25 protein-coding genes and 1 pseudogene are annotated in these 24,279 nt (G+C 37.9%); 9 read left to right on the top strand and 17 right to left on the bottom strand.

The window, feature by feature from the left end:
• Positions 1-1,207 precede the first annotated feature (1,207 nt).
• Positions 1,208-1,783, bottom strand: coding sequence for a DUF2599 domain-containing protein (locus tag AB3N04_RS19925; protein WP_368504290.1), 576 nt, complete (start codon positions 1,781-1,783; stop codon positions 1,208-1,210).
• 714 nt (positions 1,784-2,497) lie between these two features.
• On the opposite strand from AB3N04_RS19925, the gene AB3N04_RS19920 reads away from it, so the two are divergent.
• Positions 2,498-2,977 carry a DUF5067 domain-containing protein gene (locus tag AB3N04_RS19920; protein WP_368504289.1) on the top strand — a complete coding sequence of 160 codons (480 nt, stop codon included), beginning with the start codon at positions 2,498-2,500 and terminating at the stop codon, positions 2,975-2,977.
• 309 nt (positions 2,978-3,286) lie between these two features.
• On the opposite strand, the gene AB3N04_RS19915 is transcribed toward AB3N04_RS19920, so the two are convergent.
• On the bottom strand, positions 3,287-4,177 hold the full coding sequence (locus AB3N04_RS19915; RefSeq protein WP_368504288.1) for a hypothetical protein: 891 nt from the start codon (positions 4,175-4,177) through the stop codon (positions 3,287-3,289).
• Positions 4,178-5,001: 824 nt separating this feature from the next.
• Positions 5,002-5,189 (bottom strand): annotated as a pseudogene (locus tag AB3N04_RS19910) (site-specific integrase); the annotation flags it as partial.
• Between the two features lie 224 nt (positions 5,190-5,413).
• Between AB3N04_RS19910 and AB3N04_RS19905 the strand changes: the two are divergent.
• A complete protein-coding gene (locus AB3N04_RS19905) occupies positions 5,414-6,835 on the top strand; it encodes a hypothetical protein (RefSeq protein WP_368506109.1) in 1,422 nt (473 codons plus the stop codon).
• A gap of 111 nt (positions 6,836-6,946) precedes the next feature.
• Here the strand turns inward: AB3N04_RS19905 and AB3N04_RS19900 are convergent, their stop codons facing one another.
• The 7 genes from AB3N04_RS19900 to AB3N04_RS19870 all read right to left on the bottom strand — a co-directional run bounded on the left by AB3N04_RS19900 (position 6,947) and on the right by AB3N04_RS19870 (position 13,153).
• Positions 6,947-7,183: a hypothetical protein gene (locus AB3N04_RS19900; protein ID WP_368504287.1), complete on the bottom strand. Its 237-nt coding sequence runs from the start codon at positions 7,181-7,183 to the stop codon at positions 6,947-6,949.
• Positions 7,184-7,311: 128 nt separating this feature from the next.
• Positions 7,312-8,529 carry an MFS transporter gene (locus AB3N04_RS19895; protein WP_368504286.1) on the bottom strand — a complete coding sequence of 406 codons (1,218 nt, stop codon included), beginning with the start codon at positions 8,527-8,529 and terminating at the stop codon, positions 7,312-7,314.
• 73 nt (positions 8,530-8,602) lie between these two features.
• Positions 8,603-9,550: a ketopantoate reductase family protein gene (locus AB3N04_RS19890; RefSeq protein WP_368504285.1), complete on the bottom strand. Its 948-nt coding sequence runs from the start codon at positions 9,548-9,550 to the stop codon at positions 8,603-8,605.
• A gap of 35 nt (positions 9,551-9,585) precedes the next feature.
• On the bottom strand, positions 9,586-10,776 hold the full coding sequence (locus tag AB3N04_RS19885; RefSeq protein WP_368504284.1) for an alpha-hydroxy-acid oxidizing protein: 1,191 nt from the start codon (positions 10,774-10,776) through the stop codon (positions 9,586-9,588).
• A gap of 36 nt (positions 10,777-10,812) precedes the next feature.
• Positions 10,813-11,592: a class II aldolase/adducin family protein gene (locus tag AB3N04_RS19880; RefSeq protein ID WP_368504283.1), complete on the bottom strand. Its 780-nt coding sequence runs from the start codon at positions 11,590-11,592 to the stop codon at positions 10,813-10,815.
• Between the two features lie 288 nt (positions 11,593-11,880).
• Positions 11,881-12,210, bottom strand: coding sequence for a hypothetical protein (locus tag AB3N04_RS19875; RefSeq protein ID WP_368506108.1), 330 nt, complete (start codon positions 12,208-12,210; stop codon positions 11,881-11,883).
• A gap of 70 nt (positions 12,211-12,280) precedes the next feature.
• Positions 12,281-13,153 (bottom strand): TRM11 family methyltransferase, encoded by an 873-nt coding sequence (locus tag AB3N04_RS19870; protein WP_368506107.1) that lies wholly within the window; start codon positions 13,151-13,153, stop codon positions 12,281-12,283.
• Positions 13,154-13,426: 273 nt separating this feature from the next.
• On the opposite strand from AB3N04_RS19870, the gene AB3N04_RS19865 reads away from it, so the two are divergent.
• Complete coding sequence (locus AB3N04_RS19865; protein WP_368506113.1) at positions 13,427-13,591, top strand: hypothetical protein; 165 nt, start codon at positions 13,427-13,429, stop codon at positions 13,589-13,591.
• Between the two features lie 53 nt (positions 13,592-13,644).
• On the opposite strand, the gene AB3N04_RS19860 is transcribed toward AB3N04_RS19865, so the two are convergent.
• From AB3N04_RS19860 to AB3N04_RS19845, 4 genes are read right to left on the bottom strand one after another with little or no spacing between them, the layout of a single operon-like run.
• Positions 13,645-14,994: a hypothetical protein gene (locus AB3N04_RS19860; RefSeq protein ID WP_368504282.1), complete on the bottom strand. Its 1,350-nt coding sequence runs from the start codon at positions 14,992-14,994 to the stop codon at positions 13,645-13,647.
• Between the two features lie 41 nt (positions 14,995-15,035).
• The gene (locus AB3N04_RS19855; RefSeq protein ID WP_368504281.1) at positions 15,036-15,419 is read right to left on the bottom strand and encodes a hypothetical protein; all 384 of its coding nucleotides are present in this window, start codon (positions 15,417-15,419) and stop codon (positions 15,036-15,038) included.
• On the bottom strand, positions 15,416-15,721 hold the full coding sequence (locus AB3N04_RS19850) for an antibiotic biosynthesis monooxygenase (RefSeq protein ID WP_368504280.1): 306 nt from the start codon (positions 15,719-15,721) through the stop codon (positions 15,416-15,418). The genes AB3N04_RS19855 and AB3N04_RS19850 overlap by 4 nt, the downstream gene beginning before the upstream one ends.
• Before the next feature lie 22 nt (positions 15,722-15,743).
• A complete protein-coding gene (locus AB3N04_RS19845; protein WP_368504279.1) occupies positions 15,744-16,940 on the bottom strand; it encodes a pyridoxal phosphate-dependent aminotransferase in 1,197 nt (398 codons plus the stop codon).
• A 204-nt stretch (positions 16,941-17,144) separates the two neighbouring features.
• On the opposite strand from AB3N04_RS19845, the gene AB3N04_RS19840 reads away from it, so the two are divergent.
• A complete protein-coding gene (locus AB3N04_RS19840; protein ID WP_368504278.1) occupies positions 17,145-18,656 on the top strand; it encodes an esterase/lipase family protein in 1,512 nt (503 codons plus the stop codon).
• A 35-nt stretch (positions 18,657-18,691) separates the two neighbouring features.
• Here the strand turns inward: AB3N04_RS19840 and AB3N04_RS19835 are convergent, their stop codons facing one another.
• A complete protein-coding gene (locus AB3N04_RS19835) occupies positions 18,692-19,498 on the bottom strand; it encodes a serine protease (RefSeq protein WP_368504277.1) in 807 nt (268 codons plus the stop codon).
• Between the two features lie 17 nt (positions 19,499-19,515).
• Positions 19,516-20,082: a cysteine hydrolase family protein gene (locus AB3N04_RS19830; protein WP_368504276.1), complete on the bottom strand. Its 567-nt coding sequence runs from the start codon at positions 20,080-20,082 to the stop codon at positions 19,516-19,518.
• Positions 20,083-20,240: 158 nt separating this feature from the next.
• On the opposite strand from AB3N04_RS19830, the gene AB3N04_RS19825 reads away from it, so the two are divergent.
• A complete protein-coding gene (locus AB3N04_RS19825) occupies positions 20,241-20,588 on the top strand; it encodes a YojF family protein (protein WP_368504275.1) in 348 nt (115 codons plus the stop codon).
• Positions 20,589-20,614: 26 nt separating this feature from the next.
• Entirely contained in the window at positions 20,615-21,298 is a 684-nt protein-coding gene (gene bshB2 / locus AB3N04_RS19820) for a bacillithiol biosynthesis deacetylase BshB2 (RefSeq protein ID WP_368504274.1), read from the top strand.
• A 30-nt stretch (positions 21,299-21,328) separates the two neighbouring features.
• Here bshB2 and AB3N04_RS19815 read toward each other — a convergent pair whose 3' ends face one another.
• Positions 21,329-21,514: a BshB3 potential contributor to bacillithiol synthesis gene (locus AB3N04_RS19815; protein WP_317121003.1), complete on the bottom strand. Its 186-nt coding sequence runs from the start codon at positions 21,512-21,514 to the stop codon at positions 21,329-21,331.
• 141 nt (positions 21,515-21,655) lie between these two features.
• On the opposite strand from AB3N04_RS19815, the gene AB3N04_RS19810 reads away from it, so the two are divergent.
• From AB3N04_RS19810 to AB3N04_RS19800, 3 genes are all read left to right on the top strand, one after another.
• Positions 21,656-22,558, top strand: a complete 903-nt coding sequence (locus AB3N04_RS19810) for a 5'-3' exonuclease H3TH domain-containing protein (RefSeq protein WP_368504273.1) — start codon at positions 21,656-21,658, stop codon at positions 22,556-22,558.
• A gap of 67 nt (positions 22,559-22,625) precedes the next feature.
• Positions 22,626-23,369, top strand: a complete 744-nt coding sequence (locus AB3N04_RS19805; RefSeq protein WP_368504272.1) for an alpha/beta hydrolase — start codon at positions 22,626-22,628, stop codon at positions 23,367-23,369.
• Between the two features lie 101 nt (positions 23,370-23,470).
• The gene (locus AB3N04_RS19800; protein WP_368504271.1) at positions 23,471-23,989 is read left to right on the top strand and encodes a hypothetical protein; all 519 of its coding nucleotides are present in this window, start codon (positions 23,471-23,473) and stop codon (positions 23,987-23,989) included.
• Positions 23,990-24,279: the final 290 nt, after the last annotated feature.

Here is a 24,279-nt window from a genome sequence, read left to right as displayed (position 1 = left end):
TGACGATTCCCGTAAACGTGACAAATGTTGCTTTAAAAAGCGTTGTTGCTTTAGACGATTCTGTAACTTCTTTTGGTAATTTGCATATTTACGGATGAGGAAAAAAATAATACAAGTAGTTGGAATCAACGAGAGGTAGTAAAATATAGTAATATAGAGAGCAGGAAGCCTCCCCTCTCAATGTAATGTCCTCAAAAAAGGGAGTGTAGCCTTCACATCAGTGAGGGCTTTTTTTAGAATTCCCTAGACAACATTAACAATTCCCTTTATCCCTCTCTTTTCACTACAATATTATTTCCGCAAATACACAAATGCCTTTTAAAAGATATAGGGGCAGATGAACAAATGATCACACCGTTTCAAAAGGTTATGGTCAATGGCCATATCTCTTTTTGGGTTATTGTTCTTGTAACGTACTCAATCTCCTTGTTCTTTTGGCCAACTCCAGCGGTCTCAAAGGTCCTAATAGCAACATAATATCTCATTCTATAATTTTCCGCTTTCTATCTGTCATGAAATACAATCGCACATTCATTATAATAGTAAAAAGACGAGGGGGTTGTTTATGATCACAACTAAAGATGAGTATGTTTTGATCCTAAAATACATCTACCTAGGACAAGACGAGTAATCTAAAGAGATGTCCAAAAGATGAAAGCCTCTAACTTTAAGTTCAGTTAAGCCTACTTGAATTTCTTAAAGAGCAGATATGAAGGTTCTTTCTCATGTGATAGCTAAAACGTGAAAGATATAGTTCTTATGTGAATAATTAAGTCTGATCCTATAGTTTAGATACTAGATAGAGATTACACATTGACACTTTTTAACATTATGACTAAAATATACATGCTAGTTAAAAAACCAAATTTTTATTTTCAAGGAGGAATCATTATATATGATTGACTTAGAGTTTGTAAGGTTAACTTATTATCTAATTATCCTAGCCTTAATCGTAAATCTTTCTTTTTTGTTTCTAAAAAATGTAAGGAGAGAATCAATAATATTGCTTAATTCTTTTTTATTGACTTCTATTTTAATTAATACTGTAATTAACAACAACACTATTATTAGTGAATTGAATTTAAACGGTGATTCAGTTGCTTTCTATGTAACGATAATCTCCATCATTATTTTCCTAAGTACCCTGATTATCTTTCCTGCTAAAAAAATAAAAAGCAGCGACCAATAAATGGCGCTGCTTTTTATTTTACCTATTTGGTGGGTTACAAAACTTCTGCATTGTATATTTTAGATCAGTTGTGGTTCTATGAGGTTCAATATTCCACGGTGTTTTTAAACTTCTTGCCATTAATACATGACAATCCCATTGTACCCTCATTGAATTAGTATTTCTCCATTGTGAATCTCTACCATGTTTTTGTCTTAAAAGATTAAAAGAAGTAGCACTGTGATATAGCGCTTCGTTTCCATTTCTGTGTGAAGTCAGTGTTGACTTAGGTTGTGAGCTAAGGGAAATCTGTCCATTTCGATTAATCCACCTAGTACTTGAAACATAATAACTAAGTGTATTATTACTAAAAGGTTGAATTAACGACTTTTCGCTTGGTTCTTCTACTGGCTCATCTTCGTAAAGTTCTTCCCATATTTTTAAAAACCTTTCATTATGTGCTTCTTCATCATACTCCCCATTCATATCGATTTCAAACTCTTCATCAATCAATAGTGGCGCTGCTAAAGTCTTACTTGGGGATACCCCTAAGATTACAGCTAAAGTTAATACAAGAACGCTAGTTAGAACCACCTTAAAATACTTAAAACTCATTTTCTCATCTCCTTATGTAATATTCTAGTAGATTATACATTTTTAATCATTATATGTAAATATTTAGTTTATTAATATGGTGAAATTTCAAATAATATTGTTACAACAAGTCGATATGTGTAACCTACTAGACTAGCTACTTTTCCTTCACGTGATCCATTAACCTTTACATTCTCAAGGTTTAGTTTAGGAAAAGAACCTAGTGCAGTTAGCGTTGGCGAAATTCAACTAAATATGAAGTTGATATGAGGCTGCTCTCTCCACCATGATGTTTGGTGATATTGGTTTAGCAGATGCTATAGGATCACTTGCAGCCCTTTTTTTAGGAATTGGCTTTTTACAGCTAAATAAGAGAATTTAGGAGCCTATTCCCCCTCCCTTGTTAAGCCCTAACTTGAGTTGTAGGTTACAATTTTAATTAATATAGAGAGCTTGTTATCTTAGGAGTGTTGAAATCGAGGGAGTAAAAAATGAAAGTATCATTTGAAATATCCATTAAATTGTGTAGACAATTTAGGCACAGAGTATTAAAACTAATTTGTATCTTACCCGATATTCTTATAGAATGATGATGAGAAAAAAGATCAGAAAAAGCACCTATCCTGGCAGGGAATAGGTGCTTTTTCGTTTGACTCCTCAATGTTTTTTTCTGTATTGTCATGAAATATATCACCTAAAGATGTATAGTTTGATAGATAAATAGGGAGGAATATGATGAAAAAATTGATTGTGATGTTAGGTGCGGCAGTTCTCTTAGTTGGATGTGGAGAAGCCACAGTAACAGAAGAAACAGAAGAAGAAGAGGTTATTGAAGAGAGCATTGAAAGAGAAGTTGCAATAAATGAAGAGCTTACCTTTGATAATATCGAACTAAGCTTTGATCCTGCTCAAATATATGAAGAAGATGGATCATACTTCATAGATATGTCGATGGATTGGAGAAACTCATATAACGGTGAAACAACATTCAATTCATTAGCAGATGTAGAGCTGTATCAAAATGAGGAATTGGCGGAGACGTCAGGTGCTTATGATGATAAGAATAGTGACGTATACTTTCCTAATTCAGCTGGTAGGTTATGGAGTGTGGAATTGACTTATGAGTTACAAGATGCTACAGCTCCAGTTAGGGTGGTAATAAACCCAGCCGCTGAAGATGATGAGAGTCAAGAGGTTATTATAGAAATAGATTAAGCCCCCACTAGGAGGGCTCTTTATTCCTTACACAAAAACCTTATTTCAAGTTACAGAACTACTTTCTCCTTCAATGCACCCAATCCCATATATACGTCCTAATAAAACCAAGTAATATTTGGAACGATTAAGAATCATACTTTCTGAATTTCAGAAATTCCAAGCATAGTAAAGGAAAAGAAATGATAAACATTATTATAAAACCTAATACCATACTTAATAAGTTTTTATCATAAGTTACATATTTAGTAACATAATAGCCCGCGGTACTAAATATTATAAGATAAACGAAATATCTCAAAAATTTCATCATTTTGTTACATCCACCCACCCATTTCTAGGATACCAATCTACTCTATCTATTAATTTAGCTAGAGCTCCACCAACATCTGCATAATCTAAGGCAGTATATACCACATTAGCTATAACTGTTGCTATGGCTACGCCTTTTACAGTTTTTATCCCCGCCTTTTTTGCTTGAGCTGTAGCTACTCTTGATAATTGTTGAGCAACTACTTTTTTACCCTTCTTTTTAATTAAATTTTTAACAGCACTAGCACCACCGCCGACTAATCCAGCAAAAGCAACATTAAATATAGAACCTAGAAGGTTAACTCCTATTGCTATTTTACCTTTTTTCTTTGCAGCGTAAGCTTCTTCTCCAAATAGTGTTTTATTTATGCTTGAGATAAAATTATTCTCTTCAGATTCTATCTTCTCTATATAATCTTCTATCATTTGAGTTTCAGTAGCTTCTAAATCATTATACACCTCGGAATTACTGTCAAAAAAACCTGTAAGTGCTTCAACTAATAATTCTTCCTCTTCAGTACTTGAAAGAGCTGCTACTTCATTAATAATTTCAAGAAATTCTTCTTCTTCTTCTTCATCCATTTTCGCTATATCTAATTCTTCAACTGCTGCTTCAAAATCAAAACCATCATTAAAAATCTCTTCATTAATTTCATCATATCCATCTTCTACATTCAACCCTAAATCCTCAAGTTCATTTAAGCTTAATAGATCTAAATCTTCAAATTTTAAATTTTCCCAAGTGGAATCACCGTCAAAAAAATCTTCATAATAATCTTCATATGAGTTAGGTGTACTAGCAGCAGTGAAGTACGGTTGCCCTACCACTGTAAATAAAAATATGGATACAGTAAAAACTATTACTTTTGAAACTAGACTCTTTTTCACATTCATTCTCCCATTTCATTTAATATTTTTCTTGATAAATTTTAAAAATAATAAAAACTATTAAATCCCCAAAAAAAATTACAAACTAAATAAGTAATTCTTTCTTTCTATTAAACACTCCTCCTAACCTATAAATAGATTACTATCCTCACAGGAAAATAGTATCATTAAACCCAAAATTTAATATAGAGTATAATTTGCGAACAATCAACTATTTTTTACAAAAAAATACATATATTATTTATTATTGTAAATAACCTAAAAACCAATAAATACCAAGATGATAATTAACACAAAATAAATTAAAGGTTTTACAACTTTTATGCCTAATTATTATGATCGAAGTTACTAATTATCTAGGGGGTTTTGAATGAAAGAAGAAAGAAAATTGCTACTAGTGAAGATTAGTAATCTATGTGAGTTTGGGTATTGCCTACAATACCAACTTTGTATGTAAAAACAAGACACAATAGACAAAGTTTGTACCTTTTACTTGATGTTCTTCATGAGGAAGAAAAATTGAATGGCTAAGCGAGGAAATTATCTTAAGCTTGCTCAAGCCAATATGGTACATAGAATATATTAAAGTAAAGCATCGTAATAATATTATTTTAACTGTAAATCACCTACCGGCTATGAAAGTAATGCATGGATTTCTATTCCTCTAATTTTTAATTATAAATATTATATATCTTATTGGGATTAGCATTCATTCATAGCTTAAAACCCTTGATATAATTCTAATGAGCTTAATTTTCATTCTGAATGTCACTAACACGAATTATATGACATTGATGGTAAATAAATAGAAACCTTGTATATAACTAATTTATTTTAAATTTTCTCATTGTGTTATCCATAGCATCTTGATCTACACCAATGTACCTAAGTGTTTCTATTTGAGAGATATGATTTAATAGTTTCTAAGTAGAGCAATGTCTTTTGTTTGAGAGTAGAAACGGTATACAAATGTCTTCCTAAGTGAATGGCACCCTATTTCATTTACCATAAAGTTCAGCAACTTGTCTTAAAATTCGATAGCCTGATTCAGAAGCTAAAAGCTTATTCTACCTTTCCTTGATTGAAAAAGAAAATCATAAGGTTACAAATTGCTACAGTATTTTTTTTATTCACTATGAAGCTCAGGAGTGATCCGATGCCTCTAATACACCAATGCCTAGTTTGTTTCATACCATATCGTAAGTTTGACTTTTAGATAGAGGGGGCTTCGATATGATTGAGCTTACTTTGTCCCATTGGATGTATTTATCAGGGACTCTCTTAATCATTTTAACCATGCTTTTCAGACAAAATGTTGTCGTCCCAGCGATTTTGATGACATTTTTAGTGGGATGGATCTTCAGCGGATCCTTATCCATAGGACTTCAAACAATCTTCCAAGCAAGTTTAATTGCTGCTGGAGAATTATTTAACATTTTCTTAATCATTGCGATTATGACGGCGCTTTTGCACGCCTTGAAAGATATAGGAGCAGATGAACAAATGATCACCCCGTTCCAAAAGGTGATGGTCAATGGACATATCTCTTTTTGGGTCATTGTTCTTGTAACATACTCCATCTCCTTATTCTTTTGGCCAACTCCAGCGGTCCCTCTTGTCGGTGCGCTGTTAATTCCAGTTGCCATCAGAGCTGGACTTCCACCGATCGGGGCAGCGATTGCGATTTCATTAGCGGGCCAAGGTATGGCCTTGTCGTCTGATTACATTATTCAAATTGCACCAATGCTCAGTGCAACTGCAGCTGGAGTCGATATTTCACTAGTTGCCGATCGAGCTTTTGTGTTATCCCTTGTAACGGGTGGAATTGCGATCACCGTTGCTTATTTATTGTTACGAAAGTGGATTCAATCTCCTTCTAAGAATCATTTGCTAAAGTGGGAAAAGGTTCAATCTTCATCAACCGACGACCACATAAAAGCAAGAAAACCTGTCACAAAAAAGAGTATGGTATTTGCGTTACTCGTCCCGACCGCATTCTTGTTTATCATCGTCTATATGATTATGGCGAAGTTTTCAGATGTGATTCCGACGATTGAAGGAGGCACGGGTGCGGCATTAATTGGTGGCACGGCCGCTCTACTCTTACTTGCCTCCACTACAGCAGACCAGGCTAAAACATCGTTAGCAAAAGTAAGCGAACATTTAATTACCGGCTTTGTCTTCGCCTTTAAAGCAATGGGACCAGTGATTCCAATTGCGGGCTTCTTCTTTATCGGAAGTGGTGAACTAGCGGGTACAATTCTAGGTGTCGGAAGTGAGAGCTCTCCTTCTTTCTTGTTCGATCTCGTGCAAGCAGGACAGCAATTGATCCCTGAAAATGCCTTTCTCGCTGGATTTGCAATATTAATCATAGGAATGATCACAGGGCTTGATGGTTCTGGATTCTCAGGTCTCCCACTTGTCGGGGCTCTATCAAGTGCGCTAGGACCAACAGTCGGAGTTGATACAGCAACCTTAGCTGCAATTGGTCAAATGGGTTCGATTTGGGTAGGTGGCGGTACTTTAATTGCCTGGTCCTCCTTAGTCGCTGTAGCCGGTTTTGCCAAAGTACCGGTGATGGAGCTCGTACGCAAAAGCTTCCTACCCGTTATTTTAGGGTTAATTGTTTCCACCTTATTTGGCCTCTGGTTCTTCTAACATTCCCTTCAACGATTCCTAAAAAGGAGTCGGTAACTTATTTAAACTCACATTAATAAGAGCCAACATTTTTAGATAAATGTTGGCTCTTATTCCTTTATACATGTTGAATTATTTGTAAGTATTAGCCTTAGCTTGAGCTTGTTGAAATTTCTCTTGAGCTAGCTGAACATCATGTTGTTCATGATCTACTTTTTGTTGAGCTTCCTTTAACTTTTGACCCTCATGTTGTACCGCTTGCTGAGCATGAAAAAGTTCATGATTCTCTTTTTCTAACTGATTAAAAGCTTTTTCCACTTCTTTCTGTGCTTGGTGTAGTTCTTGCTTATCATGGTTAGGTTGTGTCATGACCTACTCCTCCTATTTTCAAGTAATTCAGATCCCACCTTTATCGTTCGCTATTTTGTGGTTTCTATTCCTTGAATAAAGAGGAGATAAGGTGAACTGCTAATGCAGATACACCAAAAGAGCTGTATTTACCCACTCACATTTGATTCCACAGCAACCTTTGGCGTTTCCGTACTTCTCACTTTAAAGGTTAAAAGTAACCCTATCCCTAAACAAATCGATGAAAAAAGAAAAGCTTGTTGAAATCCACCGAAATCATCAATTAACCAACCCGCAATTGTCGGGCCTATGAATTGTCCCACAGCAAAATAAAACGTCGCATAACTAAAGGCAACGGGCATATCTATTGGTTTTACTTGATCCATACTTGAAGCTTGCACTAATGTAAACAAGCCAGTCAACGTACAACTTAAAAGAAGGATATGAAGCGTGAAGCCAATGAGTGTGGGGAATATAATCGGAATCGTCATAGCTGTTAACGTAAACGCCATCGTCAAGATCAACGACTTCTTCCGTCCAATCCTATCGGAAATATGTCCCCAAACAGGGCCTGTAAAAATAGAGAGTAATCCATTCAATGCCATTAGTTGACCTGCTACTGTAACACTTATACCAGACTCAATCATGAAGCTCATCACAAACAGCATCTGAACAATATAAGCCACCCCGACTACTCCATAGATCAGACTGACATTAATAACATCTTTATTCAAATAAATTTCTTTAGGGTTGGTTTGCTCTTCCTTAGCATTAACCGTGGTGCTTGAAGGTGGATTTTTAATGAATAAAAACATGGAGAAAGCTACCATTAAACTGGCAAGAGAAAATAAAGCCCATGAATATCTCCAACCACTCATTGGGTATATGCTACTCAAATAAGGAACAATGACTCCTGTTAGGAGAATCCCGATACCAACCCCACTAGTCGTAAGTCCAATCACTAACCCCTTTTTCGTTGGAAACCAAGCAACAAGTAAAGAGATTAAAGGCGTATACGTAAAAGCCGTTCCTACTCCCAACACAAACATAAACAGAATGGCTATCCCATATGAAGGAGTAAAGGTTAAACCTATGAAGCCAACCGTAACAAGCATCGTCCCAAGGAGCATCGTTCTCTTCCCTCCCCATTTAGAGGCAAGGATTCCAGCAAATACGACCATGCTTAAATAACCGAACGAGATAACGGTTCCAAGAATACCGGCTTCTTTATACGTAATCTGTAAACCCTCTCGCATAAAGGGAAGTACAACACCATACGAGAGTCTGGCAAAAGCTAGTACAACGATTGTCGTTACCATTCCGATGAAGGAGTAGATCCACATTCTTTTTTGTTGACTCATTTCCATTTTGGCAACCCCTTTAAACTACAAACGTACTCTTCTCCAACTTTACAACTTTACTAACTTCAAGCGGGAGTGCTTAGTTTGACGGGTACGCTTTTTCTGTATTCTTGCTTTCTATTCGATCATTTATTGAGCATAATATGGCATAAATCGTTTCTAATACAGGTGTGTCAATGCCTACCTCTTTTCCTTTTTTTATAATATATCCACAGATCGATTCCACTTCCATCTTCTTTCCTTTTTCCAGGTCTTGCAGCATAGATGTCTTATGGTTACGAGCTACTTCTGATAATGAGAAAATCTGCTTGACCCAACTATCATTCAAATTAACTCCTAAACCACTAGCAACGTTAACCACTTCGGCCAGAACTGCTTCAGCAGTCCTTCTTAATGGTTTTTTATCGAGTACATCACCGACTGAAGCCGATGAGGCTGCTGTGAGTGGATTGAATGTTGCATTCCATAAAAGCTTTTCCCATTTTTTTTCGATGATGGAGGTAGATACTTCATGATCAATATTTGCAATCTGAAGAACATGAACGAATGATTCAACATGACGAGAGTTTGTTTCAGGAAGACCTCCAAAGATTATTTTTTCTAAATTCGAGTACTGTCGAATCACACCTGGTCTCTCCACAGAAGCGGAAATGTAACTACTACCCGAAACAATGCGATCAGACCCTAGAGTATTTGTTAACAGCTCCTCATTGTCTACTCCATTTTGTAATGTAAGGATAGCTGCGTCTTTTTTTAATAGTGGACGAATAGTCTCTGCCGTTTCTTTAGTTTCAGTCGATTTCACTGTGAAAAGAAGAAGATCTGCCTCTTTTATTTTCTTTAAATCATTTGTAAATGTACCTTCGGCAATAAAAGAGTCTTGAAGGGAGTGAATGTGAAGGCCAGAATGTTTCATGGCTTCTAAATGTTTACCCCTTGCAATAAAAGTGACATCCAAGCCCGCTTTAGATAGCATTCCTCCATAATAACCTCCAACAGCACCAGCCCCAACAACAGCAATCTTCAATGTAATACCTCCTCACTTATACGTAATAAATTCACCTATTGAAAAGAATGCTTCAAACTAGCATCTCGTTTGAATAAGAGAGATGAGTCTAATTCTCTTATAGAACTTCTTCCTGATAACGCTAAGGTTAAATCTGTATCAGCTATTAAATTACGTAGCACATGCGAAACGCCTTCTTCCCCTCCCACAGCTAACCCATAAGCATAAGGTCTACCAAGTAAGACCGCTGTTGCTCCAAGAGAAATAGCTTTTACTACATCAGATCCTCTACTAATTCCACTATCCATTAATACTGGAACCCTCCCTTTCACAACTTCACATACGCCAAGGAGAGCATCCATCGCACCAATTGCACCATCGACTTGTCGTCCGCCATGGTTTGAGACAATGATTCCATCAACATCTGCCTGTAATGCTAATTCAGCATCATTAGGATGTACGATTCCTTTTAATATGATCGGAAGCTTTGTGTGTTCACGTAAAAAAGCAATATCTTCCCATGTAAGACTAGAATTAGAGAAAATACTAAAGAAAAACTGGATCGCACTTCGCATATCTTCTTGTGGTGACTTTTTCAAATTTGAACAAAATGCAGGATCGGAGAGATAATTCGCAATTCCTATTCCATTCATAAATGGTAAATAGGTATGTTCTAAATCCTTCTCTCTCCAACCGAGTATAGGCGTATCTAAAGTGACAACCAATGCAGAGTAGCCTGCTTTCTCAGCACGTTGAAGCATGCTAGCAGTTACCTCTTTGTCTTTCCCCCAATACAGTTGAAACCATCTGGTAGCATCCCCCATTACCTCAGCAATCTCCTCCATCGTGTAGGAGGATGCCGTGCTGGCTATATAAGGAACGCCCGCCTTTGCTGAAGCACGTGCAGAAGCAAGCTCACCTTGTTCATGAATAATTGATTGGACACCAATAGGAGCTAAAAGAATCGGTGACTGATGATTTCTACCGAATAGTGTAACCGATAAATCACGCTCTTCAACATTGCAAAGCATACGTGGTTGAAGTACATGACGATCAATTGCCTGCCTATTAGCCTTCATCGTAACACCACTTCCAGCACCTCCAGCAACATACCAATAGGGGCCATCATCTAACTTTTCTTTCGCTAATCTTTCCCACTCCTCAAAGGCTAATGGAAATTTACCACTTTCGTTTGAATGTTCAGGTGAATAGATTTGAAATTGTACTTTCTCCCCATAACCGCTCATGAAGTTGCCCCCTAGTTCATAAATGTTTATATTTCGTTAATCGACTAATTCTGATTGCTCTTTCACGATTTTGTCCCAAAGGGGTTGGAAACTGAACCAACCTGCTAATTCGGAGCCAACTTGAGAACTTGTTACTTTTGCACATTCCTCTTCAATTAAAACCGGTCTTCCTGCAGCTTCTGCCATTAATTGTGCCTGGCATGAACGCTCCATTGTAATGAACCACCAAGCTGCTTCATCTACCGTTCTACCAACCGTCAATAAACCGTGGTTTCTTAAGATAGCAGCTTTATGCGGACCAAGGACCTTGGCGATTCGCTTGCCCTCTTCTGTGTCTAAAACGACTCCTGTATAATCATCAAATAAAACATGATCTTCATAAAATGCACAAGAATCTTGTGTAATAGGGTCGAGTTTGCGACCAAGTGCGGACCAGGTTTTCCCGTAGACAGAATGGGCATGCGCGGCTGCAACCACATCTGGACGAGCAGCATGGATCTGTGAGTGAATCGCAAAAGCAGCTCTGTTTACCGGACGATTTCCGTGTACCACATCACCTTCATGGTTACAGAGAATTAGATCTGAGGCTTTTATTTGACTAAAGTGCATCCCAAATGCATTTACCCAAAAATGGTCCTTCTTTTCTGGATCACGTACAGTTATGTGTCCGGCAACTCCTTCGTCAAACCCGAATTTAGAAAACAAACGAAAGGCAGCTGCAAGACGTTCTTTTAAATACTGCCTCTCTTCTTCCACCGAATGAAACGTTGGCAATAAGTTCTCCAGTTTCATAAAATCTTCAAATGTTTTCCCCATAATAAATAGCACCTTCTCCCATTAATTTTTGATTCTAGTAAGATTAACTTAAACAGAATACTGACTAGTAGGTATGTAACCGTTACCATTAATAATATAGTTAGAATTTTTAAAAAACAAGGTTATTTTATAAATTGTAGAGAAAAGCCTACTAGGAACCTTATATTCTTCTATGGTGCCCATTAATCGTTAAACTCAAAAAATCGAAATTCTTCAACTTAGAATTTCGATTTATCGTAAGCAGGCAGAATGAAGTCCTAATCCATTCCCCACCTAACTTATTCAATTTCAATGCTTCTTAACATACACCCACGTTGTCTTTTCGATACCCTCTCCTTTACTGGAGACTCCCTTAATTAAACCTGTGTCTTCCACTTCCTTTAAAAGCTTCTCTACCGCTTTTATGTCAAGTTTTCCCGAAAATACCTTTTCTGCTAGTTCCTCTGTTGTAGGGGGAATCTTCGTTTTGTTCTCCCTAATAGCTAATAACAATTTGACCCTTTTTTTCTGTCTCGCCTCTTCCTTATGCTTTCCAGTAAAAATATTTTTTAAAGGTTCAGCGATGAACACCCCAAGAACAATACCAAATACTACTAAAATTAAATCGTATAAAATCATATTCACAAATCGGCACCTCATTATTAAAGTTTAGAGACTAAAAAAATTGGTCAGGTTGCATCATGCCGTTTTATTGACAGACAATCACTTGTCTTGAAAACGTCGATTTTTTGGCCACACCTCTATCTATAATTATAAAATCGGCCTGTTCGATTAAGGAATCAATGTTCTCAATCGTAATCACGACCATTTTCTTAGCCAGTTTACGAGCACTTTGAAGCATGTCTAGTTGTTCTTCTTGTGTGAGGACTGAGCACAAGTTATAAGGCATATCAATTATGACAACATCATATCTTCCAGTCACGTCACGTAGATCGCATAGAGCAACCTCACATTCAAAGCCAAAATGAGCTATATTTTTCCTCGCACTCGTTGTTACAAGTGGATTCAGGTCGCTTCCTACGATATCCATTCCCATCGATAACGCTTCAATAAGCACCGTTCCAGCCCCGCAACACGGGTCGATCATTTTTATTCCCTCAGGATGAGGTGTGGCAATATTCACAACAGCTCTTGCCACTCGTGTACTTAGAGCTGTGGAATAATTTTGTGGTTTCTTTTGATGCTTTAACCAAACTGATTCGCTCTTGATATACCTGCCAAATACCCAGCCATCTCTTACTTTCATAATTCCGAAAATGATTTCAGGGTTAAGAAGATCGACTTGACCTTGGACAAGCAAGCCAATTTCTCGCTCTATCTTACGTCTTTCTTCAAACCTAGCCGTTTCATTTACCTCTAAATCCTCATTTTTCACATAGGTGATTTTGAATGTACTGTCCTGTATCTCTAAGCCTTTTATTTGCTGCTTCATATCAGACAAACTTACCCCTTTATGACTCACATCGATTCTTGCCTTTATGAACGGACTTCGACTTGGATCAATTCGCTTTGAACTCTCCAGAATTGATAATGAAGTATCTATTCCAAACAACGAGCGCATCTCCAAGTGACATAAGGAAGTCTCGTCCTCATGAAAATTGTACATGTATAAATAATTAATAGGTTTTTGCTTATAAATTTCCAATCTTTATCCAACCTTTACTGAGCTAATGACATTCTCTACACATTATAAAGGAAAAGCTACCTTTAGCTAGGTTTTCTTTTGTTGGGTCACATCACTTTTGATTGTATCAGACAATTCATTCAGCCAATGCATAAGGAAAACTTATAATGAAAAGACTAATGTTGAAAACATTTTAAGGGGGTCATGGTATTGGCAAGAGGACAAAACTTTAATCATAAGAAAAAAAGTCATCCCGGTGCATTTCCTGAAGGAAGCGAAATGAAAGAATCGAAAAATAACGATCATAAAACACCAGAAGAAGATGGCTTTTTGGCTACAAAAGAGGCTTTTAAAAATCGCGTGATTGAGGACTAAATAGTAGCTTAGATGGTCCCCGCCCCCTTCTTTCAATGAAGTGGGCGGTTTGTTTAGCTGAGTAGTTGAATACTATACGCCATCAGAACCCCTACAACAAACAACAAGAATAAATAGACTCCATTCCATTTCATCCCTGTTGTAAAGCCACTACGACCAAGCAAAGAACTCACTAACATATTAATCGCATTCAAAGGACTTAAAATTGAAGAAAGGGCCCATGCCATTAAAAAGATGACAGCGAGAGCAACTGGCGTGATGCCCGTTACATCTGTGCCCGCATACATAGCAAGTAAAGGTACGATAATGATTTGATGTACTCCAGCCATTGCAAACAAGCTAACGATCACAACCACTAATCCTATAAAAAATAACAATGAAACAGATGACGCCCAGCCCATGGTTGTTTCAATAATCCTTGCTACGGAGGTATATGCGATCGCACTACCAAAAAAACCAGCACTTAAAAATAAGACAATTTCGTTTTGACTTTTGGAACTGATACTTAGCAAATACTCTTGAAAGGCATCCTTCATTCTGCTTTTTTGTTTACTGCCTATCCACCACAAAATAGGAATGATAAGAGAAATTAAGGACACTAAGACAAGCATTGATAAGGTAGTAAAGGATTCCAATACTAATAGACTAACTATCATTCCTACAATCATTGAAATGAGTTTCACAATGTTTAATCTGTGGAGTGATTCATTATTAGTAGCGTTCGGTATAGCTTCTATTCTTTCCACTTCATTCTCTAATTTCGCAAATCGAAATAATAGCATGCCAAGCCCCAATTGAATAACCGCATACCCTAATCCGACTAGTATATAATCGGTGACCCGGACGTTAACGGAAACGAGTACTAAGGCAACTGATGCAAAATAAGGAGACCAGAGCATGGCAGTTGAAAAGCCAATAAAATAAGATTTCCCAAGAAGCTTTGTAGGAAACTGTACATCTCTTGCTACCTCATGAACCAATCGAACAGAACCCATATTTAAAACAGGGGCAAGTAAGGATAATAAAGAGGTGAGCCCCATAAATGCTTTATTCGAATCATTTTGCCACTTGCTTAAATAATGATAGGTCGATTCTAAATAGCCACTTATTTTCATCGGAATCGCTAACAGGGGCACGAGTAGTAATAAAGATAAAAGTGGCAGATTACGCAACAAACCTTGCAAAGCATCTGTTATATGTACATTCATTAGAACATATATACTGATTCCAGAAAGTAATAGGATCAAACTGATCATTTTTTGAGGTACCTTCACCTGATTAATCACAGACAGCAATATGATAGCCGCCAAAATCGAGAGAGTCAGTTCGATTAGATTTATTGGAAAAAACGAATAGAGTAGAAATAATAAACACATTGAAAAAATGACAAGCCCTTTAAACACATGATCCCCTCTTCTATTCCTTTGTAAAAAAGTACCCGGCATCAGCCGAGTACTTCCCCTTCATTGCTTTTTAGAATCGCTTTAATTCCTGCTTGAAGGTATTGAATAAAGATCTCCTCTTTATCCTCTTCTACTTTGTCGTGGATTAATCGTGCAATTCGCTCAAAGTTATCGATTAAATGCTTAGGCGACATCCCATGCTTCACTAAAATACCATTAAGCCAGAGGGCATAATCAACAAAGATCTTCTCTTGATCCATTTGATAAGCCGTCTCTAATGTGTGGAAATGATGTTGATTGTCTTCACGACATTTCTTTCTCCCTGCCTCACCGTATTTTTCATTCAATTCAGGAAAGGCTTGATAAATTTCTTTTGTAATTTCATCAATAATTGGATGATATTCTGGATACGGAAATGGAATCAATCAATCACCACCTCAAATTGTCTTACTTTTGGAATAACAGCTGCTAACTCTTGGTCTGGATACTTCTTTTCAAGATCATGAATATGCTTAAATTCTGCACTACGCACCCATCTTAAATAATTCTCTTTCGTATCCCACTCTATTTCAACCGTGATCTCTCCAGCTCTCTTGTCATTTTGCAACAATCGAAATCGTTGAAAACCTGTAGCCTGATCGACGAGACCTGAGCGATTACGGTAGATATCAATCACTTCATTTGCTTTTTCATCTGGGACGTTGAATGTTGAATGGACGATAAACATCAAAAAACTCCTATTCCCATTCTTATTTTTCGTTCGCTATCTTACACTCTTCAAATAATGCTTTGAATGCCTCACGAGAGCGTTCAATTTGTTTCGGTGACACACTATAAGAAAGGCGGAAATGTCCTTCTCTACCAAAGCCCGCTCCAGGAACTAATAGAATGTTAAATTTCTCTGCTGCTAGTTTACAGAATGCCGTATCATCTGCTAATGGCGATTTCGGAAAAATAAAGAATCCACCTTTTGGCTCCACAAATTCAAAACCTGCATCTGTTAACACGTCTACCATTGCATTACGGCGTTCCTTATAGCCTGCTTGCTCTTGCGTTAATGTTGGCAATTGGCTGATCATTCGTTGCACGGTAACGGAAGCATTTCCAAACCCTAACGTACGGTTAGCAAATACGAACGCTGCCATATAATCCCCTGCTCCATCCATTCGCCCGTCAATTGCTAAGTAGCCAAGACGTTCCCCAGCAAGTCCTAAATCTTTACTGAACGATGATACATAGAATAATCGCTCAATCGCTGCGAATGGGTTAGGCGCATCATAATCATAAATAAGTTGGCTATATGGATCATCATATAAAACATGAATCATTGCACCAGTCTCAGCTTCTTTTTCACGAAGAAGTGCATTAAAGCTTTGAAGATCCTCTTGCGGGAGAAGTTGTCCAGTCGGATTATGCGGATTATTTAAAATCACTGCTTTTGTACGACTCGTGATCATTGATGCTAGTTCTTCTAAATCAATTGTGAAATCTTCAGCAAGTGGGCAGTAAACAGCCTTCCCCTTTGCATTATTCACATAAAATTTATACTCAACAAAGAAAGGGGTGAAAATGATGACTTCATCATCTTCATTTAAGATGCTTCTTAATGCGACATTAAGAGCACCCGCTGCACCTGAAGTCATAATCACGGTTTGGTCAGTCACGCCAATATCTCCGTATCGACCTTCTAAGTGACTTGCCACTTTCGCTCTTGCTTCCACTAGCCCTTGGTTGGGGATGTAGCTATGTCCACCTGAGATCGGGTTGTTCGCATACGTTCTTAGTGCATCGAAATATTCTTTCGGAGGATCAATAACAGGATTTCCTAATGAGAAGTCATAGACATTATCTGCACCATGAATGGCTTTTAGTCGTTGACCTTCTTCAAACATTTTTCGAATCCATGAACTTTGGGTAAGATTTTGCTTTATTTCTTCTGAAATCATCGTGATCCCTCCATGTTAGATCTTGTTTCAATTCATATGTATTCCTTCATTATAACGCGCTTAGAGTCATCTGTCATTTTGAAATAAGCTAATCTGACAACTTCTTGCAGGACAATTAAAATAAATGGTTAATACCAAAGGGAGTGATGCATATATTTCTCAGGTGTGGCTTGAACACACCATCATTTATTAAGGAGGTAATTTATGGTTAAGTATTCCTTTTTAATGGCTCTCCTTCTCATTCTATTCATTTCTCCTAGCAAAACGTTCGCAGGGTCTTTTGGTGATAAAGGAAACGCTGGCATTCCCGGTCATTGGTATAGTGGCAATACCCCTATATTCATTGACCAGACAAAGGCTCCAATTGTCTTTATACATGGCTTAAACAGCTCATCGGCTACATGGTGGGAGGCAAATGACATGTATCAAGTAGCCTACCAACAAGGCTATGAAACTGCCTTTATCGATCTCTATCCCACAGAAGACATGTGGACAAACGGGGCTCTACTTGCAGAGAAGTTAGCAGAGATCCATCAGCATTTTGGGCGAGATCTTGTACTCGTTACACATAGTAAAGGTGGGATTGATGCTCAATCAGCACTCGTCCATCATGGGGCTCATTCTTTTGTTTCTAATGTGATCACCTTATCCACCCCACATTATGGTTCAGAGCTAGCCGATTTAGCTTATAGTAATTGGGCTGGTTGGTTAGCAGGAATTGTCGGTGGCAGAAATGCTGCAACGAATTCTCTGCAAACAGGTTATATGGCGTATTTTAGAAGTGAAACGGATCCCCTCCCTCATGCTCGGATCAATCCTTTTTATACAGTTGCAGGAACAAGTTGGGGAAGCTTTGGTTCGTCACTTTACTGGGGTGGATTGTATTTACGTTCTTATGGTCAAAATGACGGGGCAGTCACCGTTAAACATTCAAAGCTTCCATATAGTCAGGAGCTAGCCATTGGAAGTTGGAATCATACGACTGTAAAAGAAGGTCATGCTACCTTTCAAACGTTTCAAAATTACCTCACGACTGAAAGAATGGCTATCGAGTCCACAATAGAGTCAATGGATGTAGTAGATCCCGTTCATAGTGACCAAATCGTTCGTGGAGGCACGATTCAAGGATCAGGCGAAGTAGGAGAATTTACTATTGAGAATGGAGTGACTTCCATGACGGTCGATTTATTAAGTGATCAACATCTCCCTTCTCTTACTTTAAACGGTCCAAATGGTGAAGTGCTCCCGATTGATATTGCATATCCAGATGACGAGATGTTTGAAGGGGCCTTCCATCATCTATTTAAAGTTAATGCCCCCAAGCCAGGACAATGGAGCATAGAAGCAAATCATGCCAAGAATCAGGCCTATCTTCTTACAGCAGTAATCGATAGCTCTGTGGACGAATTCTTTACACTTGATTTTGAGGACACACAAATAAAGAAACTCCACGTCCAAGGGAATTCTTCCAAAATAAACAAACAGAAAACCATTTACCAAGCCGTCGCTACCTATACAGATAAACACGGCAAGCAAAAGAGTCGTTCAGTACCAGTCAGCATCGCATCCGATGGGACGATGAGTCTTCCTTTTAAAAAGGAAGGGATCTATACCTTAACAATCGATGTGAAAAGTGAAACAAAAAAAGCATACCCATTTGAACGAACATTTATCAAAAGCGTCTATGTAGACCATCAAGGCAACCTTTATTATTAAAAAGAATGGTGTGAGCAGAATCTGCTCACACCATTTTAACGATTTAATTGATCTCCAAAGCGTTCTTTCACTTTTTCAATCGGTACAGCAAGGCCACGTGAAGGCTCATTTTCAAACAAGCCAGGAACCGTCCTTGCATAAACGACACCCATCACTTCGCCATCTTCAGTTAAAACAGGACTCCCACTATGCCCACCGTAAATCGGTGCAGAGATGCGAAGGACTTCAAACCCTTCCGTTTGCTCCAATACAGTCCCTTCATTAACGATTTGTTGTTGAAGTAATGGATTGCCTATCACTAAAATTCTCTCTTCACGATCAGCCTCTCTCTCACTTAACGATAAATAGGGTAAATCATTAGCATCAATTTCTAATAAGGCGAGATCTAACTCTTCATCACTATCAAGTATGGTCGCTACATATTGTTCACCTGATGGTAAGGTCACAGCAAGTGGGCCTGCTCCGTCCACGACATGATCGTTTGAAATAATCAAACCATCAGAATGAACCACAAAGCCCGTTCCTCTTGATTGCTGATTTTGAATCAGTACGACTGAGTCCATGCTTTCTTGAACCATCTCATCTTCAGAGTATTGTTCGGTTCCTCTTAATAATTTTATTGAATCAAGGCTAAACACATTCAACCAAATGCTAAGGACATTGACAATTAATAATAAGCTAATTCCGATTGCAATCGACCGTATAATAAAACGACGACGCTTTTTCTTTTGCTCTTCTTGTACAGGATCTTCTTCCTCCTCTTCAAACAAAAAATCTTCCAAGGGAGGTTCTTCGTATTCCTCTTTCTTCAACTCATCTTGCTCATCCTGGTGTCTTGACACGATCTATGTAAACCTCCTTACAGCTTGTTTACTACATCACTTGTTTCAACAATTGTTGTTTTGAAAATCGTTTCCATTTGCTTTAAGAACATCTCTTGATTACCAGTAAACGTTGCCATTTGATCTTCAATCGCAAACGTCTTAAAGCCACGTGCATAAGCTCCGTATACTGTGAGGAAATTGCAGATATCGGTACAGACCCCGACCACAAAAACCTCCCGCACATTAGCAGCCACTAACTTCTCCTCTAAGTCCGTTTGAAAAAAAGCATCGTATTCTGATTTTGGTATATAATAAAGATTCTCATGCTCTTTATATGTATCGTACCATGTGCCAAGTTCACCGTACAATTTTTGACCTTTCGTACCGATTACATTATGCTTTGGCCACAGTTCAAAATGGGGATCATCTTCTGTATGTGCATCCATACAAACAGCTACTACGTCCTCGTTTTCTAGAAAGGTATTTGCGGTCTTGATCATATCAGACACAATTTCTTGAGCTGGCTTCCCTACCGTCAGTCCCCCATCATCTGCCACAAAATCATGACTCATATCAACAATAAGCAACGCTCGTTTATTCATTTGAACTCCTCCTTGAACTGTTTAACTCATGTTCTATTCGACAACCTTCTTCCTTTTTCCTTTCTGACGATTGATAGTCGTTTCACTGTAACTCTTTCGTGTGATGCAGTATAATGAACGACATACTATTTATTTCATACGACATGGAGGACTGTTCAGTGAAACCAATTACAATCAAAGAAGTACAACCGTTAATCAATCAATTTGCTAAGCAGCCCGTCTACATACATCTTGAAACGACAAATGGAGCTTATGCTAGTCACTTTGATCAATCCTTTTTCTCAGCTAGTGCGTATATTAGAAACGCAAAGGTTAATTATGAACACGGTAAACTAATTGGAGAAGGTCCATTTCGAGCTGGATTAAAAATAGAGATTGGATGGGTATACGCAGAAGGTCTTACTCATTTTGAGTTTGATGAGAAAGAGCGTCTTTTACTAGCTGGTCACGGATTTGATGGAAAGTTAGCTGTAGCTCTTGAAATAAGCAAAACCCCATTTGAATAATGAATGTACGTTAGGAGTGTTTATATATGAAGAAAGAAAGCCATGTACTTGTCATTTTTCCTCACCCAGATGATGAAGCCTTCGGGGTGTCTGGTACGATTGCGATGCATACATCAAACGGGACACCTGTTACTTATGCCTGTTTAACCCTCGGGGAAATGGGGCGGAACTTAGGAAATCCTCCTTTTGCTACTCGTGAATCTCTTCCTTTAATTCGAAAGGAAGAATTAAAAAAAGCTGCGGAAGCCATTGGAATTACTGACTTGAGAATGATGGGGTTACGTGATAAGACATTAGAATTTGAAGATGACGATGAAATGGTCGATTTAGTCACTGATTTAATCAATGATACGAATCCTTCTTTAATCATCTCCTTCTACCCTGGCTACTCTGTTCACCCCGATCATGAAGCCACTGCAAGAGCGGTAGTACGTGCAGTGAAAAAACTTCCTACAGAACAGCGCCCAAAGCTTCACTGTGTTGCTTTTTCAAATGGTCATGAAGAACATATCGGGAAAGCTGATGTTGTCTATTCAATTGAGTCGTTTGCTGAGCAAAAAATGGCGGCAATGAAAGCCCATATCTCGCAAACAGCGTGGATGCTGAAAGAGCTTGAAGACACGCTAAAAAATGGCGATAAAGCTGAAGCAACCGTCAAATTTTTCACTGAACAGTTTTGGACCTATGATGTCGATAAAAATGACATCTAAAAAGAACATGCCAATGGCATGTTCTTTCCATTAGAATAACCACCAGATCCCGACTATCACAACGATTAAAATCGGTAGGATAATGAGATAGACGAATGAAAGATTCGTGATGCTTCGTTTCGTTCCATAATTAGGGTCTTCAGCTTTCGTTAAATACAAGGTAATAATAAGTGCTGCAATACACGTTAAGACTGCTATGGCCATTAAAACTGTCATCTTATTCTCCTTACTCCTAATTGAAATTGACATCAGTTTACCATTATTACCGAAGATCCGTCTAATGTTCTAAACTTCCACCTCACTTTCCCCCTCAATCATGTTAAAATAAATGGACTTTGGCTCAAAGGAGATAAAACATTGACACAACCAAGATTATTATTAATAGACGGATTCAACTTACTTAGTAGAGGCTATTTTGCAACTTCTTACGGCAAAAGTGATGAACAACTGAGTACGAATAGCGAAGGTTTATATACGAATGCATTACGTGTATTCTTTCAAAAATTAATGAATTTAATTACTGAGCATGATATCACCCATGTTGCAGTTGCATGGGATGTTAAGCGCGAGGACTCTGTCAGAAGACAATATGCACCTACTTATAAAGAAACGAGAAATGAACTACCTTCACCCCTCATTCAACAATATGAAACATGTACACGACTACTTGAAAAAATCGGTATCATGCAATTAACGGTGCCACCATATGAAGCCGATGATGCAATTGGAGCCATTGCCTGCCAATGGTCAAAACGTAACGATGGCCACTGTTTCATTTATAGTAATGATCGTGACCTGCTTCAATTACTTGATGAGAGAACGACTCAAATTATTGCGAGTAAAAAAGGCGAAATCTTATATACTCATAAACATTTTCAAGAAGAATACGGGATTACTCCTACACAATGGATTGATGTGAAAGCGCTTCTTGGTGACAAAAGTGACAATATTCCAGGCTGTCCGGGTGTTGGTGAAAAATCAGCGCTTCCCCTTATTCAACAATATGGGTCAGTTGAAGGAGTCTATCAACAACTAGACAAAGAAGAGTTTGATCCAGCCTATAAGCGATACCAAAAGAAATTACTCGTTGGTCGTGAATCGTCAATGATGAGTAAAAAGCTCGCCACCATCATTTGTGACATTCCAGAGCTTATCGACACAGATTTCACAACGTATGCATTCACGATGAATAACGACCTAGTTGAAGAAGCTTTTCAAGAAATTGAATTAAGAATTAAACTTCACACTAAATTACTTTAAGTTCAAGAGCCACTTTACCTTATTGAGTAGCTTTTTCAAATGCGTAATCATGAGAGGAGAGGCGGCAATGTCATTTCGCAAACATTGGTGGAAATGGTTAATAGGCCTCATTATACTTCTAGCTTCCATTCTGTATTGGTATTTGCAACCTTATCAAGCTAGTAACGAAGCAAATGAAAAACTGATTTCAACTGAACAAGTAATGATTGAGGATACGTTAAGCTGGATTTCTTTTTCTCCTACTGATTCCATCAGTAGCACGCTGATTTTTTATCCAGGTGGACTAGTCGAACCAGAGAGTTATGCTCCTCTCACCCATTCACTTGCCGAGCAAAACATTCGCTCCTATATTGTGAAGATGCCAGTTAATCTTGCAGTCTTAGGTGGGAATAGAGCCAGTAATGTGTTAAATGAAATCGGTGATGAGCCTGTCTTTATCGGAGGGCACTCCCTTGGTGGAGTCATGGCCTCTCGATTCGCGGCTGACAATGAGGATATAGTAGACGGCGTATTCTTCCTCGCTTCTTATCCAGATGAAAAAGGTAGCTTGGCCGATTCCGCTCTTCCTTCTTTATCGATTACGGCATCAAATGATGAGGTTTTAAATCAAGAAGCCTATACGAATGCACAATCTTTTTGGGCAGATGATCATAAAAAAACGATCATTGACGGTGGAAATCATGCTCAATTTGGTTCGTATGGAGAACAAGCTGGAGACGGTGTGGCGACAATTTCAACTGCAGATCAAATAGCTGAAACATCCACTTCTTTACTTAAGTGGATTGATGAAATCATGGGCGAAAAAAGCTGAACAAATCGTTCAGCTTTTTTTGTTTGAAATCATACGTAACATCCTTTATAATAGTGAACTTGTGTGAGCCAATAATACTAGATGAATAAAGGAGTGGTTGGGTGGTACTCGCAACTCTCGAGAGGGAAGAACTCAAAGAGCCAGAGGAGCTGCAACAAGACTTAGATGAACTCGAGTTTCAACTTTTTCGCATGCAAGAAAATATGAAACGAATTTCGAAAAGATGGCAAGTCATTGGAATCGAACAAACAAAAGAAGAAAAATGGGTGATTGTGTACATTTTAGATGATGGATCTCAGTGTAAGATCATGCTTAATAATTGTGAAACTGCCTACGACGGCATTTGGGATTTTTCCATCCAAGCAACGTACGCAGATGACCACACCATTCATATTGGAGATATTAAAGGGGAAGAAAACAAAGGATACGGTTCGATTTGCATGAAGTATTTAAAAAACCATGCTGTTGACCAAAATGTTCAATACATTACCGGAGATATCGCCAAACGTGATTGGGATCATCTAGACAGACTCATCCATTTTTATGAAAAGCATAATTTTGATGTGCGTGTTGAACACGAAAACTGCGGTGGTTCAATTGTTTGCCAGCCCCATTTGTAAAATGGGGTTTTTTATTTTTTCCTCCTCTCAATGTGAGTGGTCATAATCTGATCACTTTAAAAATTGGCAAAATATCGTAAACTTCTTGATTTCGTCGCCTAAAAAAATAAACGAGGCAGTTACAGTAAGATATCACCGACGGTAACAGTTCTACATAACACAACTATCACATATTGCATCAAACTTGTTAAAATACCACCTCCTTTACTTTCTAAACGTAATGTCCTTTAAGCTTTTTTGATATCAAATTATCCAGTAAATTCATATTTTTGTTAATAAATTATCCAAGC

Origin of the sequence: Alkalihalophilus sp. As8PL, from assembly GCF_040939795.1 — a bacterium.
Lineage (GTDB): Bacteria > Bacillota > Bacilli > Bacillales > Bacillaceae_D > Alkalihalophilus > Alkalihalophilus lindianensis.
This window is presented reverse-complemented; position numbering and strand designations above follow the sequence as displayed.

What these genes read in the sequence shown, in the direction of transcription:
- AB3N04_RS19805 (WP_368504272.1), top strand. Translation starts at nt 22,626, where the DNA reads ATGTCATTTCGCAAACATTGGTGGAAATGGTTAATAGGCCTCATTATA.
- AB3N04_RS19830 (WP_368504276.1), bottom strand. Translation starts at nt 20,082, where the DNA reads ATGAATAAACGAGCGTTGCTTATTGTTGATATGAGTCATGATTTTGTG.
- AB3N04_RS19880 (WP_368504283.1), bottom strand. Translation starts at nt 11,592, where the DNA reads ATGGGGAAAACATTTGAAGATTTTATGAAACTGGAGAACTTATTGCCA.
- AB3N04_RS19875 (WP_368506108.1), bottom strand. Translation starts at nt 12,210, where the DNA reads ATGATTTTATACGATTTAATTTTAGTAGTATTTGGTATTGTTCTTGGG.
- AB3N04_RS19850 (WP_368504280.1), bottom strand. Translation starts at nt 15,721, where the DNA reads ATGTTTATCGTCCATTCAACATTCAACGTCCCAGATGAAAAAGCAAAT.
- AB3N04_RS19870 (WP_368506107.1), bottom strand. Translation starts at nt 13,153, where the DNA reads ATGCGCTCGTTGTTTGGAATAGATACTTCATTATCAATTCTGGAGAGT.
- AB3N04_RS19900 (WP_368504287.1), bottom strand. Translation starts at nt 7,183, where the DNA reads ATGACACAACCTAACCATGATAAGCAAGAACTACACCAAGCACAGAAA.
- bshB2 (WP_368504274.1), top strand. Translation starts at nt 20,615, where the DNA reads ATGAAGAAAGAAAGCCATGTACTTGTCATTTTTCCTCACCCAGATGAT.
- AB3N04_RS19895 (WP_368504286.1), bottom strand. Translation starts at nt 8,529, where the DNA reads ATGGAAATGAGTCAACAAAAAAGAATGTGGATCTACTCCTTCATCGGA.
- AB3N04_RS19885 (WP_368504284.1), bottom strand. Translation starts at nt 10,776, where the DNA reads ATGAGCGGTTATGGGGAGAAAGTACAATTTCAAATCTATTCACCTGAA.
- AB3N04_RS19925 (WP_368504290.1), bottom strand. Translation starts at nt 1,783, where the DNA reads ATGAGTTTTAAGTATTTTAAGGTGGTTCTAACTAGCGTTCTTGTATTA.
- AB3N04_RS19840 (WP_368504278.1), top strand. Translation starts at nt 17,145, where the DNA reads ATGGTTAAGTATTCCTTTTTAATGGCTCTCCTTCTCATTCTATTCATT.
- AB3N04_RS19845 (WP_368504279.1), bottom strand. Translation starts at nt 16,940, where the DNA reads ATGATTTCAGAAGAAATAAAGCAAAATCTTACCCAAAGTTCATGGATT.
- AB3N04_RS19920 (WP_368504289.1), top strand. Translation starts at nt 2,498, where the DNA reads ATGAAAAAATTGATTGTGATGTTAGGTGCGGCAGTTCTCTTAGTTGGA.
- AB3N04_RS19815 (WP_317121003.1), bottom strand. Translation starts at nt 21,514, where the DNA reads ATGACAGTTTTAATGGCCATAGCAGTCTTAACGTGTATTGCAGCACTT.